13 protein-coding genes are annotated in these 14,713 nt (G+C 48.1%); all 13 read left to right on the top strand.

Annotated elements, in window-relative coordinates; translation table 11 throughout:
- The first annotated feature begins 34 nt into the window (after window positions 1-34).
- Window positions 35-925: a carbohydrate ABC transporter permease gene (locus J2736_RS23305; protein ID WP_310500996.1), complete on the top strand. Its 891-nt coding sequence runs from the start codon at window positions 35-37 to the stop codon at window positions 923-925.
- Entirely contained in the window at window positions 925-1,755 is an 831-nt protein-coding gene (locus J2736_RS23300) for a carbohydrate ABC transporter permease (RefSeq protein ID WP_310500995.1), read from the top strand. The genes J2736_RS23305 and J2736_RS23300 overlap by 1 nt, the downstream gene beginning before the upstream one ends.
- Window positions 1,756-2,090: 335 nt before the next feature.
- Window positions 2,091-3,155: an ABC transporter ATP-binding protein gene (locus J2736_RS23295; RefSeq protein WP_310500994.1), complete on the top strand. Its 1,065-nt coding sequence runs from the start codon at window positions 2,091-2,093 to the stop codon at window positions 3,153-3,155.
- Window positions 3,148-3,864 carry an ABC transporter permease gene (locus tag J2736_RS23290; protein WP_173117120.1) on the top strand — a complete coding sequence of 239 codons (717 nt, stop codon included), beginning with the start codon at window positions 3,148-3,150 and terminating at the stop codon, window positions 3,862-3,864. The genes J2736_RS23295 and J2736_RS23290 overlap by 8 nt, the downstream gene beginning before the upstream one ends.
- 5 nt (window positions 3,865-3,869) lie before the next feature.
- On the top strand, window positions 3,870-5,258 hold the full coding sequence (locus J2736_RS23285) for a GldG family protein (RefSeq protein ID WP_310500993.1): 1,389 nt from the start codon (window positions 3,870-3,872) through the stop codon (window positions 5,256-5,258).
- On the top strand, window positions 5,255-6,187 hold the full coding sequence (locus J2736_RS23280; RefSeq protein ID WP_310500992.1) for a DUF4340 domain-containing protein: 933 nt from the start codon (window positions 5,255-5,257) through the stop codon (window positions 6,185-6,187). Before J2736_RS23285 ends, J2736_RS23280 begins: the two co-directional genes overlap by 4 nt.
- Window positions 6,188-6,302: 115 nt before the next feature.
- The gene (locus J2736_RS23275) at window positions 6,303-6,527 is read left to right on the top strand and encodes a hypothetical protein (protein WP_057312695.1); all 225 of its coding nucleotides are present in this window, start codon (window positions 6,303-6,305) and stop codon (window positions 6,525-6,527) included.
- 28 nt (window positions 6,528-6,555) lie between these two features.
- Window positions 6,556-7,380 carry a spore coat protein gene (locus J2736_RS23270; protein ID WP_310500991.1) on the top strand — a complete coding sequence of 275 codons (825 nt, stop codon included), beginning with the start codon at window positions 6,556-6,558 and terminating at the stop codon, window positions 7,378-7,380.
- Between the two features lie 200 nt (window positions 7,381-7,580).
- On the top strand, window positions 7,581-8,066 hold the full coding sequence (locus J2736_RS23265) for a DUF6130 family protein (RefSeq protein ID WP_310500990.1): 486 nt from the start codon (window positions 7,581-7,583) through the stop codon (window positions 8,064-8,066).
- A gap of 177 nt (window positions 8,067-8,243) precedes the next feature.
- Window positions 8,244-8,945, top strand: a complete 702-nt coding sequence (gene pcrB / locus J2736_RS23260) for a heptaprenylglyceryl phosphate synthase (protein ID WP_310500989.1) — start codon at window positions 8,244-8,246, stop codon at window positions 8,943-8,945.
- Window positions 8,935-11,337, top strand: a complete 2,403-nt coding sequence (gene pcrA, locus J2736_RS23255; RefSeq protein WP_310500988.1) for a DNA helicase PcrA — start codon at window positions 8,935-8,937, stop codon at window positions 11,335-11,337. The genes pcrB and pcrA overlap by 11 nt, the downstream gene beginning before the upstream one ends.
- A gap of 48 nt (window positions 11,338-11,385) precedes the next feature.
- The gene (gene ligA / locus J2736_RS23250; RefSeq protein ID WP_310500987.1) at window positions 11,386-13,407 is read left to right on the top strand and encodes an NAD-dependent DNA ligase LigA; all 2,022 of its coding nucleotides are present in this window, start codon (window positions 11,386-11,388) and stop codon (window positions 13,405-13,407) included.
- Between the two features lie 27 nt (window positions 13,408-13,434).
- The gene (locus J2736_RS23245) at window positions 13,435-14,445 is read left to right on the top strand and encodes a DUF1835 domain-containing protein (protein ID WP_310500986.1); all 1,011 of its coding nucleotides are present in this window, start codon (window positions 13,435-13,437) and stop codon (window positions 14,443-14,445) included.
- The last annotated feature ends 268 nt before the right edge of the window (window positions 14,446-14,713 follow it).

The following is a 14,713-nucleotide window of genomic DNA, read 5'->3' as shown; positions in this document are numbered from 1 at the left end:
TTATTATCATAGGATAATCTGGGAGTGCTGAACGATGAAACCATCCTTTTTTAAGCGCAAGGAATTGTTGTATGCAGTCTTGTCTGTCGTCCCGGCCCTCGTGCTATTTCTCGTATTCGTCTATTATCCACTCATCCAGACATTCATCTACGCATTGACAGATTGGAATGGCTACAGCCAAACGTTCAATTGGGTCGGCTTGGACAATTTCAAAAAGGTGTTCATGGAAGCAGAGAATCGCAAAGTTTTCTATAATACGCTTTACTTTTCATGCTTGAGTATTCTATTCGGCTCGATCATTCAATTGACCATAGCGGTTATTTGTCATCAGAAATTTAAAGGGAACAAGCTTGCTGTTACCCTCATTTATATACCGGCTGTGATTAGTCCGATTATTGTGGGACTTACGTGGAGTTCCTTGCTTCAATACACAGGTTTGCTGAATCACTTCTTGGAGGCATGGGGTCTCGGCTCATCGGTGAGAGATTGGCTGGGGGATCCGCTTATCGTCAAAAATACACTCATTATCGTAAATCTCTGGCAGTACACGGGTATGGGGATGGTCATTTTCCTGTCGGGTATGAACAGTATACCGAAAGATATTCATGAAGCAGCCATGCTCGACGGTGCTGTGCTGTTTCGCAAATTTCGTTCAATCACGTTGCCGCTCCTGATGCCTTTTATCACGATGAATCTATTCATTGGAATTACGGGTGGTTTGAAAGTATTCGAGTTGCCATTCGTAATGACAAATGGAGGTCCCGCTAATTCGTCGAAATCCGTGGTCATGTCCATCTATGAAAATGCGTTCCAATATCAAAGGTTTGGGGTCGCTAGCGCGATCGGAATCGTGTTCTTTCTGTTTATTGCCATCGTAACGCTCTTTCAGCTTAGAGTGACGGGTAGACGGGAGGTTGAATACTGATGGCGATTCGGATGGATCATGTCATGAAATGGTTGGGCATCACGCTGCTAGCTATCGTTGTCATCGTGATTAGCGTGCCAGTTCTCTACGTGTTTGTATCGAGCTTAAAAACGACGGTTGAAATCAATCGGGTTGTGCTTATTCCTGAACAGTTATATTGGACCAATTATGGGAACGTGTTTAAAAATAAGCTCGTCCTTCATGGCATTTGGAATTCGATGTTCATCACCACAGCCTCTATGGCTGTAGCTGTCGTCGTGTCCTCGCTCGCTGGCTATGCAATCGGACGGAGGGGGGAGCGGGTGTTCCGATTCCTCTATCTGTTCTTTCTGAGTGCAATGATGATTCCGGTGGGCTCTAGCTTGGTGTCACTCTATACCATTATCAAGAGCTTGGGATTAATCAACTCGGCGTTCGGGTTAATTCTTATTTACGCAGCGCAGGCCATACCCATGGGCATTCTGCTATACAGCGGCTTCGTAAAGACAATTCCGCGCGAGCTGGATGAGGCGGCGACAATCGACGGCTGCGGGTATTATCGCAGATTCAGCACCGTAGTATTTCCACTTATGAAGCCGGTGTCCATCACGTTCATCGTCATCTCGGCCATTGGCATTTGGAATGATTTTCTCATGCCGCTTTTATTCATCACCTCTGAGGTCAAAAGAACGCTGCCGCTCGCCGTGTATTCGTTCACAAGCTCTCATGCGGCGGACTTAGGCGGCATCTTCGCGATGCTGACGATTGCTGTCGTGCCTCCCATCTTGTTTTTCGCTTTCATGCGGAATTACTTCTTTGAAGGACTGACTGCAGGCGCTGTAAAAGGGTAACGAAGACTTACTTAACGGAGGTTGAAACTGAATTAATCCAGGGTGGACCGTCGGCACAGGTGTGCTGACGGTTTTTTGTGTTCACTCCGCCTATTCTCACTATCCCTTTGGCTCAGAAGAGAATGTTGTTGAATGTTTTAGTTGGATTGGTAGCCTGAGTGAAGGGGATAGTGGAGATAATGAGAATGAACAGGGTATATCACATAGGTAAAACTTTGTTCACAATTTGGACACATTTTTTTAATCTATTTTTCAGATTTGTTTAAGGTTGGTTTATTGTTCCGCCCGTATAGTGATGATGAATAATACGAACGCATAGAAATGGGGGATCTTGGATGCTAGAGGTCAAACAAGTCAGCAAGCTGTACGGAAATGATCGCGGCGTGCATAACATCGACTTCTCGATGCAGCGCGGTGAAATCGTCGGCTTCTTAGGGCCGAATGGTGCTGGCAAAACAACGACGATGCGCATGATTACAGGTTACCTGAATCCGACGCATGGTCAAATATGGGTGGATGGTCACTCCATGGCCGACAACCCGAAGAAGGCGCGCCGCAAGATCGGCTACTTGCCTGAAACACCGCCCCTGTACCCTGAGATGACGGTACAGTCCTACCTGCGCTTCATCGCGAACCTGCGCGATGTGCCTGCGCGAGAGCAAAAAATGCGTGTCGGCGAAGCCATCGACAAGCTCGGACTGCAAGGTCGCGAGAAGCAAATCATTCGCTCCCTCTCCAAGGGCTACAAGCAGCGCCTCGGACTCGCGCAAGCGATCCTGCACCAACCGGATCTGCTCATTCTGGACGAGCCCACGTCGGGCCTCGATCCGAAGCAGATCATCGAGATCCGCCAGCTCATCCATGAGCTGGGCGAGAACCACACTGTCCTGCTGAGCACACACATTTTGCCTGAAATTAACGCGATTTGTAACCGCGTTCTTATCATTAACCAAGGCCGCGTCGTACTCGACGAGCGTCCAGAGAATCTTGGCCGCACGATGGGCGAGACGTTCGAGGTGTCGCTCGAGGTCAAGGGTCCTCGCGAGCGGATCTTGACCGAGCTGCGCAGCCTGCCGTCCGTCGGCGAAGTCAAAGAGGTCGACGCACCTGTTGGCGTAGCTGAAGCGCCAGCCGAATCGGCAGCACCTTCGCTTGACGAAGCTCCAGCTCCAGCCCCAACAGACGCAGCATCCGAGTCCGTGAAGCTCCTCGTCACCTCCGCAGATCGTGCGGAAGACATCCGCGAAGCGGTATTCTTCCGCCTTGCAGGCGCAGGCTTGCCGATCCTAGCGATGAAGCGGGAAAGCCTCAGCTTAGAGGATATCTTCCTCAAGTTGACGACGGACGAGCCTGCCGACACGACCAGCACATCCCAAGAGGAGGGTGACACCGATGCGTAGAATTTGGGCTATTTGCTCCAAAGAGCTGCAAATGTATTTCTTTTCGCCAGTTGCGTATGTGGCGTTTGCCTTTTATGTGCTGTTGTCGAGTTTCTTCTTTTACGTGAACTTCGTGGCTGGACAGCCACCGATTGTGGATGCGCGCTCCATTGTGGGCAATACCACGTTCATCTATTTGTTCATCATTCCATTGCTCACGATGCGCCTTGTTGCAGATGAGTTCCGTCAAGGTACAGATGAGCTGCTCCTGACATCACCTGCGGGTATTAGCGAAATCGTGTTAGGTAAATATCTATCCGCTCTAATTGTGCAAGTAGGCCTAGTGGCGATCTCCCTTGTGTATCCGCTCATTATGTCCTCCTTCGGTACATTGGATATGCCTGTCACGTGGTTGTCGTACCTCAGTATGTTCCTTTTAGGCTGCGCAATGATGGCCATTGGCTTGTTTGCATCCAGTTTGTCGAATAATCAGATGGTTGCAGGGATTACAGGGTTTGTTATTTTATTGTTGCTGTGGCTGCTTGATTGGGTTAGCTCCAGTATGACGGGTAAATTGAAGGATTACGTAGGTCAATTCTCATTAACCGGTCACTTGAGCAATCTGCAAAAAGGCGTCTTCCACGGCGGCGATATCCTCTTTTACATCACATTAACAGCTGTGTTCCTGGTTCTTTGTATACAAGTCCTTGAAAGAAAGCGTTGGAGGTGAGCGGAATGAATAAGTGGATACGGGGAACTAATGCGACTGTTCTATCAATCGCGGTTATCGGCATTTTCATTATTCTGACAATCTTCCTACACTCGCTTAAGGGCTTTCAGGTCGATTTGACGAAAAATAAAAATTTCACGCTCTCAGAGCAAACAACCGCTGCACTCAAAAATCTCAATCAAGATATTCACGTTATCGCCTTCACAAACAGTGGGGATGGCAACGATTTTGTGACCCGTCAAGTCACGGATATGGTGGCTGAGTACAAAAAGCAAAGCAGTAAAATTACGTACGATGAGTACGATATGCTGAAGCAGCCTTCGATGGCGAAGCAGTATGGGGTGGACCAAGGCGGAACGATTATATTCGAAATGGGCACCAAAAAACAAAACATCAATTTCTATGAACTTTTTGCAGGACAACAAGATGGTTCCTACACTTTCTCAGGTGAAGAGAAGTTTACACAAGCGATTCAAAGTCTGACATCTGCAGAGAAACATACGGTTTACCTCCTATCAGGTCATCAAGAGTATCCGGCATCGGCAATGAGTATTTTCAAAAACAGCTTAGCTGCTGCTAACTACGACGTGAAGGATCTTAACCTGTACGTGGAAGGCAAAATCCCGGATGATGCGCAAATGCTCATGCTGCTTGGGCCGACCAACGATCTGAACGACAAAGAAGCAGAGCTCATTCAGACCTATTTGAAGGGTAAAGGTAAAATTTATATCGCGCTGGGCTTCAACAAGGATATGACGACGAAATGGAAAAACATCGATGCCATCATGAAAACCTATGGTATTCAAGATCAGCATGCGATTGCGATTGAAACGAAGCAGACGTCCTTGTATGACCCGTTAACGATTATTCCAGAGTACGGTTCACATGATATTACCAACAAATTATCGAGCAATAATTTAATTACAATGCTGTCGCTAGCTGTCAGCTTGAATGCAGACGAAAGCGCGCCGGATTATACGAAATCCTTGTTGTTAACAACAACAGATAAAGCTTACGGTGAAACAGACATTAACCTGCTGGCACAGAACAAAACGAAACAAGATGCAACGGATGTCAAAGGACCTTTGAACTTGGGCTACGCCATCTCAGACAAAGATAACAAGCCGAAAGCTGTTATTTTAGGTGGTTCTACATTCGTGTTGGATGAAGATATTCAAAATCAGGGTAATAAGGACTTTGCTTTGAACAGTATTGGCTGGCTGCAAGAACAGAAAGATCAAATTACGATCCGTCCACGTCAAGGGGATGCGTTCCAGCAGGCAATGATTACGCCTAGCCAAGCGAATACGATTTTCCTCATTACCATCGTGTTCTTACCACTGTTATTCCTCGTTATTGGCGGCCTGATTTGGTGGAGGAGGAGAAGAGGATGAAGCGGTTTATTCCAACCATTCTGTTAGTCGTCATTTGCATCGGTGGTTTCTGGTACGCCTCGAGCAAAGACTTCTTCCAAGAGAAGAAAGATGAACCCAAGTCCCTTTTGACTCTGAAGCAAGAAGATGTGAAGGCTGTCTCGGTGAAAACAGAAGAGGGGCAGATTGAGTTAAGCCGTACGACCAATGGTTGGGATATGCAAAAGCCAGCGGCTGCGCCGACCAATTCGAATCTCGTTGACTCTTGGCTAGATGCGCTAGGGTTGGTGTCGTCCACCAAGCTTGTGGAGGATCAAGCAACCAATCTAACCGAATATGGCTTAGATAAGCCGCTAGGGACGTATGAAATCACCTTGAAGGATGGCTCCAAACAGGGCTTGCTCGTCGGGACGGCACTCCCGATTGAAGGGTTCTCCTACGTACAAGTAGAAGGTTCTCCTGCAGTCTATCAAGTCAGTGATCAATCGTTAACATCACTGAACAAAACGCCGGTTGATTTTGCCGATACAAGTCCAATAAAAATAGAAAACGATAAGGTACAGAGCGTTAAGATGACCTGGAAGGGCCAGTCTTGGTCCCTTTCCAAAACAGATAAAGATAAAGTCGCTGCGGATGCGAACTGGAAGCTCGGAGATAAAGAGTTGAAAGGCGCGGATGCGAGTCCGCTGTTGGATCAGCTCATTTTCTTGCATAGCAGCGAACTTCCGCAAGCGGCAGCTCAAAAGCCGACTACAGGTGGAGAGCTTAAATTGGAGATAGCATTAACGGTAGATGGGAAAGACGTTACCGACGTCTACGAAGGTAAATTGAGCGGAGAACAAATCTGGCTAGCTAAGCAGGGTGGGCAGTGGGTCTACTCGCTGACAGCCGAGGATATTCAAGGGTTAGCAGATGCTTATGCGGGTAAACCTGCAAAGCCTGCTTCCTAATTAAAAAACTGCTTCCAACAGGGATTTTACTGTGAGGAAGCATTTTTTTTGGTAATCCGACATAAAACGGCATTTTTTGGGAAAAATAATAAGGAGGAAAGGAGGTCACATGCACATGTACAACACACAAGAGAACCAAGCTATTTCTGGTAAAGAACTTTCGTATCTATCCGATACGTTCAAGAATGAAGAATTGTTAGCAAAGCTTTGTGTACAAGGCGCGGTGAACAGCCAGAGTCAGTCATTGAAGCAAACTTTGTCTCATCTGTCACAAGAACGATTGCAAAATATGAGCATCCTAATCAATGCTCTGCAACAACAGTCCGGAATGACCCACTAATTCGAATCTACAAGGAGGTGCAAGACACATGTATCAGTCAAATTCGCATCAACAGCACCAAGGGCAGCAAGTCGATTTAGAAGATCTAGACTTTGCCAATTTTGTTTTGTCCGAATTGAAGCGCAGTGCGCGTGAATATACAACGGCTGCCTTAGAAGCTGCTAATCCTGGCATTCGACAGACTTTTGAAACCTTATTGCAAAAAACATTGGATGATCAAGCCCTTGTTTTTCAAGAAATTCAGAGCCTTGGCGGTTATCAAATTCAGCAGGCTGAGCAGCAGATGATTGAGCAAGAAATTCAGAAGCAGAGTCAGACGGCGCTACAAGTTCAATCCATCGTTCAGCAACATGTAAGCTCAGCTGCATCAATGAGCCAAGCGGAACAACAATACCAACAAAGACAACCGTACAGTCAGCAACAAGGACAAGCTAATCACCAGAATCAAGCTGAGGCCGTGCATCAAGCACCAACGCCAACAGCAAGACCAGCATTCCAGCCTGTTAATTATGCGAACCAGTACCCGAATGCGGCTTATAGCAATCAACAAGGTCGAGGTCAAAGTCAAGGATATACACCGAGTCAGACACAGCATCAGTCCTCATCTTATAACCAAACCCACACACGAAGCTACCAAGATCAGAGTCATGATTCATCCAGCTATGGTCGTGGTTCTCAGGGGTATGCGGCTTCTTCCAACCCTATGAATGAGAATCCAGGCATGACGGCGGGTACAGGTAGACCAACGCAGGCGCGTATCGTTTCACGTACACAACAAGGTATGCCATCTTCGACTACGGAAGGTAACTCCTATCTGAATAGGTCGCAAGAAGGTAATAAATATAACTTCTAAAAAAAGGTTAATCATGATTCAAAGGTTACGAAGACACGCTGTCCTCTCTTGGGCAGGGTGTCTTTTTTATTGTAAGACTACAAAGTCATTTAATTTAGAATTTGTCCCACTATTTTTCTAAATCAGGCATGAGTACGGCTTGGCACACATATATAAGGAACATAGGATGTCCAAACTTAGGGAGAAGGGTGCAAAAGCTGATGAAAAAAACATGGGTATATGGTGCGGCTACTTTAGTGGTACTGGGAGCATTAACAACAGCGTGCGGTTCCAAAGATGAGGTCATCCCGTCCGTAGCAACAGGGGCGAAGGATGCAGGCACTTCGACAACGGTTCAAGTGAAGACTGAAACAGGAACAGGAACAGGTGCGAAAACGACAACGACAACAACGAATGCGAAGCCTGCCATTGATGCCAACTATAAGGTCGATGGGAAGAATGTTACGATCACGTATCAAACGTCCAATTTCAAATTATCTGAAGATGACATGGATAAAGCGAACGTACTGGGCGTAGGACATCTCCACCTGTATGTGGATGGGAAGCAAAAAGCAATGATTGGTAAAACAGGTCCGTTAACCCTCACGAATTTAACAACAGGTACACATGAAATTAAACTCGAGTTGCAGCAAAATGACCACAAAGACCTCAATATTGAGAAGATTCTTAATATCGTTGTCAAATAACGAACGTTTGTGCGTATTATCGCGCAAATGAAGCTACTGTGAAGATCGGATACGTACAGTTGCATATTCCTCTAAAAGACGGGCGATTAGCCCGTCTTTTGTCATTTGACACACCAGAATGGGTAGCATAGACTGTTGATAGTATGGCACAACTGCCGCCTAATCGGAGGGAAACAATTGATCGTCGATATACGCAAGTGGAAGCATGTATTTAAGCTCGACCCCGACCGGGAGATTTCGGATGAAGCTCTGGATCAGCTCTGTTTATCGGGTACTGATGCAATTCTTGTTGGAGGATCTTCAGGAGTCACATTCGATAATACGGTGGATTTGTTATCACGAATCCGTCAATATGAGGTGCCTTGTGCCTTAGAGATTTCGAATCAAGAGGCTATCGTGCCGGGGTTTGATTTATTTTTAATACCAGTCGTACTGAATGCCGATGATCCGAAATGGATCGTTGGACAGCATCATGAGGCGCTGAAGGAATATGGGGCATTACTGAATTGGGATGAAATTGTAGCAGAAGGCTACATTATATTGAACAAAGATGCGACGGCAGCTCAGCTGACCTCAGCGCGAACTGACTTGGATGCCAAGGACGTAGCAGCTTATGCACGTATGGCGGACAAGCTTTTTAACATGTCGATTGTGTATCTGGAATACAGTGGTACCTTTGGAGATATGGAACTCGTGCGTAAGACGCGTCAGGTGCTGGAGAATGCTCGATTAGTATACGGCGGGGGAATAGACTCCCTAGAGAAAGCGCAACAAGCAGCCGAAGCAGCAGACACCATTGTGGTAGGCAATATTATATATAGTGACTTGGAGCAGGCGCTTCAGACCGTGAATGTGAACTTTGATAGAAATGGAAGGTAACCTTAACGTGAATGAAACTGTCAATATTTTAGAAGCAGTCAAAAAGTTAAACCCCCAGCAGCGCAAAGCTGTTGAAGCCGTGGATGGCCCTCTATTAATTATGGCTGGAGCGGGAAGCGGCAAGACGCGCGTGCTCACGCATCGGATTGCTTACCTCATTGGTACGCGCAAAGCGGCACCGTGGAACATTTTGGCTCTAACCTTTACGAACAAAGCAGCACGTGAGATGCAAGATCGTGTCGGTAAGTTGGTTGGCGGTAGTGGCAGCGATATTTGGGTATCCACGTTTCACTCCATGTGTGTGCGCATGCTGCGTAAAGACATCAATCGGATCGGCTTTTCCTCGAACTTTACGATTTTAGATTCTGGTGACCAACTATCTGTCATCAAAACTTGCTGCAAAGAGCTCAACATTGATACGAAGAAATACGAGCCCAAAACATTCCAAGCAGCTATCTCCACAGCTAAAAACGAACTTATCTCTCCTAAACAATTTGAAGACAAAATCGGTGATTACTTCGACGGGCTTACCTCCAAAATTTATACCCTGTATCAGAAAAAGCTAAGAGCCAACAACTCCTTAGATTTCGACGATTTGATTATGGCGACGATTCATTTATTTAAAGAAGTACCAGAGGTGCTGGAATTTTATCAAAATAAATTTCAATATATTCATGTCGATGAGTATCAGGATACGAACAGAGCGCAATATATGCTGTGTCAGATGATTGCGTCCAAGCATAAACGCATTTGCGTCGTTGGGGACAGTGACCAGTCCATTTATCGCTGGCGCGGAGCGGATATTAGCAACATCCTCAATTTCGAGCAGGATTACCCAGATGCAACGTCGATTCTCTTGGAGCAGAATTACCGTTCGACTTCGAATATTTTGCAGGCGGCCAATAAAGTCATTGCAAACAACACAGGTCGTAAGCCCAAGAACCTTTGGACAGATAAAGAAGGCGGCGTCGGGATTAAACTGTACCAAGCGGATACCGAGTATGAAGAAGGTTACTTCGTTACGAATGAAATCAATAAGAATAAGTCGAATGGCAAAAGATTCGGCGATCACGCGATCCTCTACCGTACGAACGCCCAGTCCCGGGTAATCGAGGAAATTTTGATTAAATCGGATATCGCCTACACCATCGTTGGCGGGGTTAAGTTCTATGATCGTAAAGAGATTAAGGATATTTTGGCTTACTTGAGACTGATCTCCAACCCGAACGATGATATCTCCTTGAACCGAATCGTGAACGTGCCGAAAAGAGGCGTTGGCGGTACGACCTTGGATAAAGTGGCGGATATGGCTGGACGTAGAGGGATTTCTCTATTTGCCATGTTGGAGGAAGTTGATTCTCTAGAGATCAATACGAAAGCGAAACATGCCCTTGCGGATTTCCGTGAAATGGTAGATAACCTCAACCGCATGGTGGACTACTTGTCCGTAACCGAGCTGACCGAGAAAATCCTTGAAATGTCTCAGTACCGTTTAGAGATGCAACGCGAGAACACCATTGAATCCAAGGCTCGTCTCGAAAATATTGAAGAGTTCCTGTCTGTGACGATGGACTTCGAAAAGCGTAATGAGGACAAATCCCTCATTTCCTTCCTTACAGACCTAGCGTTGATCGCGGATATCGATACGTTGGACAAAGACAAGCCCGAAGAAGAACAGGACGCGGTCGTCCTCATGACGATGCACAGCGCCAAAGGGCTCGAGTTCCCAGTTGTGTTCATCATCGGGATGGAAGAAGGCGTCTTCCCGCACAGCCGTGCGTTCGCCGATAACGAAGAGCTCGAAGAGGAGCGCCGTTTGGCCTATGTCGGCATCACGCGCGCCGAGCAAGAGCTGTTCCTCACGTGCGCACGCATGCGCACGCTCTTCGGCCGAACCGCCGCGAATGCGCCGTCGAGATTCCTCCAGGAGATTCCGAAGGAACTCCTGGAAACCGTCTCGGCAGGCGGCTCCAGCGGCGGCTTCTCCCGAGGCGGCCGTTCCGTCGGCGGCTCCTCTTGGGGCAGCAGCGGCAGCGCTGCTGCATCGAGCCGCGGTGGCAGCACCACTGGCTCGTCTGCCTGGGGCACACCGTCCTCCTTCGGGGGACGGCCAAGCACGGGCATTGCCGCTAGCGCTGGCACTGCTGCTGGCGCGGCTGCGCCAAGCCCCGCTGCCGCGCCAAGACCGGCTGCGTTCCGGGCTCCGCAGCCTGCTGCAGGCGGCACGACGGACTACAAAGCCAGCGACCGCGTGTCGCATGGCAAGTGGGGCGTCGGCACCGTCGTGTCCGTGAAGGGCTCGGGTGATGACACCGAGCTGCAGATTGCTTTCCCAGCGCCGGTTGGCTTGAAGCGCCTGCTCGCGAAATTCGCTCCGATCACGAAAGTGTAGGAGCCGCTCCCTAAAACTAATTCCCATTTGAGAGAGGAAGAGCCCGCCATGACCGATAAACTCGCGGCAATGAAAACCCTCATCCAAGAAATTAACAAGCATAACCATAACTACTATACGCTGGATCAACCTACGATTTCGGACGCGGAGTGGGACGCGCTTTATGATAAATTGTCACAGCTAGAGCAAGAGACAGGGGTTACTCTGCCAGCTTCACCTACCCATCGGGTAGGTGGAGATCTGCTCAAAGGCTTTGAACCGCACCGCCATTTAGCTCGTTTATGGAGCCTAGACAAAGCGCAAAACGCTGACGATTTGGCAGCTTGGCACACACGTGTACTTAAGCTAATCGCCGATTACAATAGCAAAAACCCTGAAACGCCGCTGCCAGACCCTACTTATGTGGTCGAGCTGAAGTTTGATGGGCTTACCCTGAACCTCACGTATGAGCAAGGGCAGCTAGTCCAAGCTTCGACGCGAGGCAATGGCCAAGTTGGCGAGGGCATTTTAGCTCAAGTCAAAACGATCAAATCGATTCCGCTAGAGATTCCTTATGATCAAGGGACGATTGAAGTGCAAGGCGAGGGCGTCATGTTCCTGTCTGTCCTTGAAGCGTACAACCAGACGGCCGCAGAGCCGCTAAAGAATGCTCGAAATGCAGCAGCAGGAGCCTTGCGTAATCAGAACCCGAAACTAACCGCAGAACGCAAACTAAACGCCTTCTTCTATAATGTGGGTTACACCAGTGACCTTCATTTTGAAAGTCATGCGGACATGGTTCAGTTCCTACGTGATAACCTGTTCAAAATTAGCAACCGCACGCGGTACTTCTCCACCATCGAAGAGGTAAGCAGCGAGCTTGAACGCATTGCAGAAGAACGCGCTAGCTTCGACTTCCTGATTGATGGAAGTGTCGTGAAGCTGACGGATATGCGTACAAGAGAAGTATTCGGCTATACGGATAAATTCCCGCGCTGGGCGATTGCATACAAGTTCGAAGCCGAAGAAGCGACGACGACGCTGCAGAGTGTATCTTGGGAAGTCGGCCGCACGGGTAAAATCACACCACTAGCCCGCGTAGAAGCCGTTGACCTCGCAGGCGTGACCGTGCAGAACTGTACGCTCAACAACGTTGGCGACATTGAGCGCAAAAACCTCAAACACGCCCTCGGCAGCCTCGTCTACATTCGCCGTTCGAATGACGTCATTCCAGAGATTCTCGGTAAAGTAACCGAGGAGAATGACGGCGAGGAAATCGTCGCACCGACGCATTGCCCGTCTTGCGGCAGTGAGCTCGAGATGCGTGGGGCGCATCTCTTCTGTAACAACCGTCTCGGCTGCAGTCCGCAGCTCGTGGGACGGATGGCGCATTTTGCTTCGCGCGATGCGATGGACATTGAATTTTTCAGCGAGATGACCGCTTCACAGCTGCATCAAGAGCTGGATGTCCGCGATCCTGCGGATCTGTACTCCCTGCAATTCGACGATCTCGTCAAGCTCGATCGCTTTGGCGAGAAGAAGGCGCGCAACTTGCTCGGCGCTCTCGATAAGAGCAAGTCCCGCGACCTCGCGTCTTTCCTGTATGCACTTGGCATCCCGAACTCGGGCAAAACCACCACGAAAGTGCTGGCCGACCACTATCGCAGCCTTTCACGCATCATGGAAGCAACGCCAGAGGAGCTTATTACGCTTCCGGACGTGGGCGGTATCGTAGCGGAGAGCATTCACTCGTTCTTCCGTGATCCCGTGATGGTGTCTAGCATTGAGCGGATGTTAGCCGCAGGCGTAAACCCCGTTGCAGAGGAAGCTCCGGTCATTGTGGCCAGCGAAGATAATCCCTTCTTCGGCAAAACGATCGTCCTCACAGGAACGCTTTCCTCGATGGGGCGGGACGAATGTGCGAAGAAGTTGGAAGCCATGGGTGCCAAAATCACCGGCAGTGTCTCCAAAAAAACCGACATCGTCATCGCTGGCGAAAGCGCAGGCAGCAAGCTGACCAAGGCGCAGGAGCTAGGCATCCGTATTATTGAAGATGAGCAGGAGCTTTTGCAATTGCTAGGTGAAGTTTAATCTATATAGAAGAGAGGTGGCAGCGCCATGCCCAAAAAGATCATGCATATCGTTAACGGAGACGCATTTGGCGATAAGTTGCGAGCATCTGGTATCGATGGTGAGATTTTGGTGTGGCGCGAGTCGCTCTATGAGGGACCTATCGGCATGCAGATGTCAGATAGTGCCCTTTTATCTATGAGAGCATCTTACATGAGTAACCGTTATGGCGTTCCGGAGGACACTTTCAAGTCTCAGACCATACAGCAAGAAGCGAAGCTGGGTACTCTCACGGATGTGGACGAAGTTGTCCTATGGTTTGAGCACGATTTATATGATCAGTTGATGCTGTGTTATTTGCTTTCCAGAATTGCTGACTTCTCTCAACCGTCCTTCCGATTATCCTTGATATGCATCGATCGTTTCCCTGGCGTAGACCCTTTCTATGGCTTGGGGCAGCTATCCGTCGATCAAATCCTACATCTTCATGGTACGGAGTTACCTGTGAGTGAGAAGCAACATGCCATTGCCTGCAAGGTGTGGAGAGCCTACTCGGCTTCTGAGCCTTTGCCTATGGCCTCTTTATTAGAAGAAGACTTATCCGCACTGCCTTTTCTTAAAAAGGCCCTAGAGGTCCATCTAGCTCGCTTTCCTTCTATGCAAAATGGCTTGTCAGCCATTCAGCAGCTGACGCTTGAGCTGATCAGGGACGATGAGGTATTGATCCTGTCTTTATTCCAAAGCTTAACTGAGCAGCTGAGTCATTACGGCTTAGGTGATTTGCAATTCTTTGGCATCTTGGACGGGCTCTGGCATTGTGAATATCCACTGGTTCAAGTGCTTGGTGGTGACAAGTTACCGAAATACAATGAATCATGGCCCGCGCAATTTGAAAATGTCAGAGTAAAGATAACAGAATTGGGTAAACTTATTCTTACTGATAAGCAAGATCACGTTTGTCTGAACGGGATTGAAGAATGGATTGGTGGCGTTCATTTAGTTGGCAAGCAGGGGATATGGCGCCGAAATGCAGTAACTACAGGCTTTGTGCGACTGTAAGATAATGTATTTAAAAAGATGCTTGCATTTCATTTTGAAACCTGATAATATATGTTCTTGTCACCGCAAGAGCGACACATTAACGCTTTAAACGGTAACGCATTAAAGCTCCTTGAAAACTGAACAAACGAATGAAGTTTATCAGCAAATTCAGTCACGTAAGTGACTACAATTGAGATTGCAAAATCTCGCTAGCTTCAAATGAGCAAGTCATCTTTCTATTATGGAGAGTTTGATCCTGGCTCAGGACGAACGCTGGCGGCGTGCC

It is taken from the genome of Paenibacillus qinlingensis (assembly GCF_031455095.1).
GTDB classification, from domain to species: domain Bacteria; phylum Bacillota; class Bacilli; order Paenibacillales; family NBRC-103111; genus Paenibacillus_E; species Paenibacillus_E qinlingensis_A.
Note: the sequence above shows the minus strand (reverse complement) of the source record. Positions and strands in the feature narration are given on the sequence as shown.

Coding starts and splice junctions, on each gene's coding strand:
- J2736_RS23305 (WP_310500996.1), top strand. CDS start 35: ATGAAACCATCCTTTTTTAAGCGCAAGGAATTGTTGTATGCAGTCTTG.
- J2736_RS23300 (WP_310500995.1), top strand. CDS start 925: ATGGCGATTCGGATGGATCATGTCATGAAATGGTTGGGCATCACGCTG.
- J2736_RS23295 (WP_310500994.1), top strand. CDS start 2,091: ATGCTAGAGGTCAAACAAGTCAGCAAGCTGTACGGAAATGATCGCGGC.
- J2736_RS23290 (WP_173117120.1), top strand. CDS start 3,148: ATGCGTAGAATTTGGGCTATTTGCTCCAAAGAGCTGCAAATGTATTTC.
- J2736_RS23285 (WP_310500993.1), top strand. CDS start 3,870: ATGAATAAGTGGATACGGGGAACTAATGCGACTGTTCTATCAATCGCG.
- J2736_RS23280 (WP_310500992.1), top strand. CDS start 5,255: ATGAAGCGGTTTATTCCAACCATTCTGTTAGTCGTCATTTGCATCGGT.
- J2736_RS23275 (WP_057312695.1), top strand. CDS start 6,303: ATGTACAACACACAAGAGAACCAAGCTATTTCTGGTAAAGAACTTTCG.
- J2736_RS23270 (WP_310500991.1), top strand. CDS start 6,556: ATGTATCAGTCAAATTCGCATCAACAGCACCAAGGGCAGCAAGTCGAT.
- J2736_RS23265 (WP_310500990.1), top strand. CDS start 7,581: ATGAAAAAAACATGGGTATATGGTGCGGCTACTTTAGTGGTACTGGGA.
- pcrA (WP_310500988.1), top strand. CDS start 8,935: ATGGAAGGTAACCTTAACGTGAATGAAACTGTCAATATTTTAGAAGCA.
- ligA (WP_310500987.1), top strand. CDS start 11,386: ATGACCGATAAACTCGCGGCAATGAAAACCCTCATCCAAGAAATTAAC.
- J2736_RS23245 (WP_310500986.1), top strand. CDS start 13,435: ATGCCCAAAAAGATCATGCATATCGTTAACGGAGACGCATTTGGCGAT.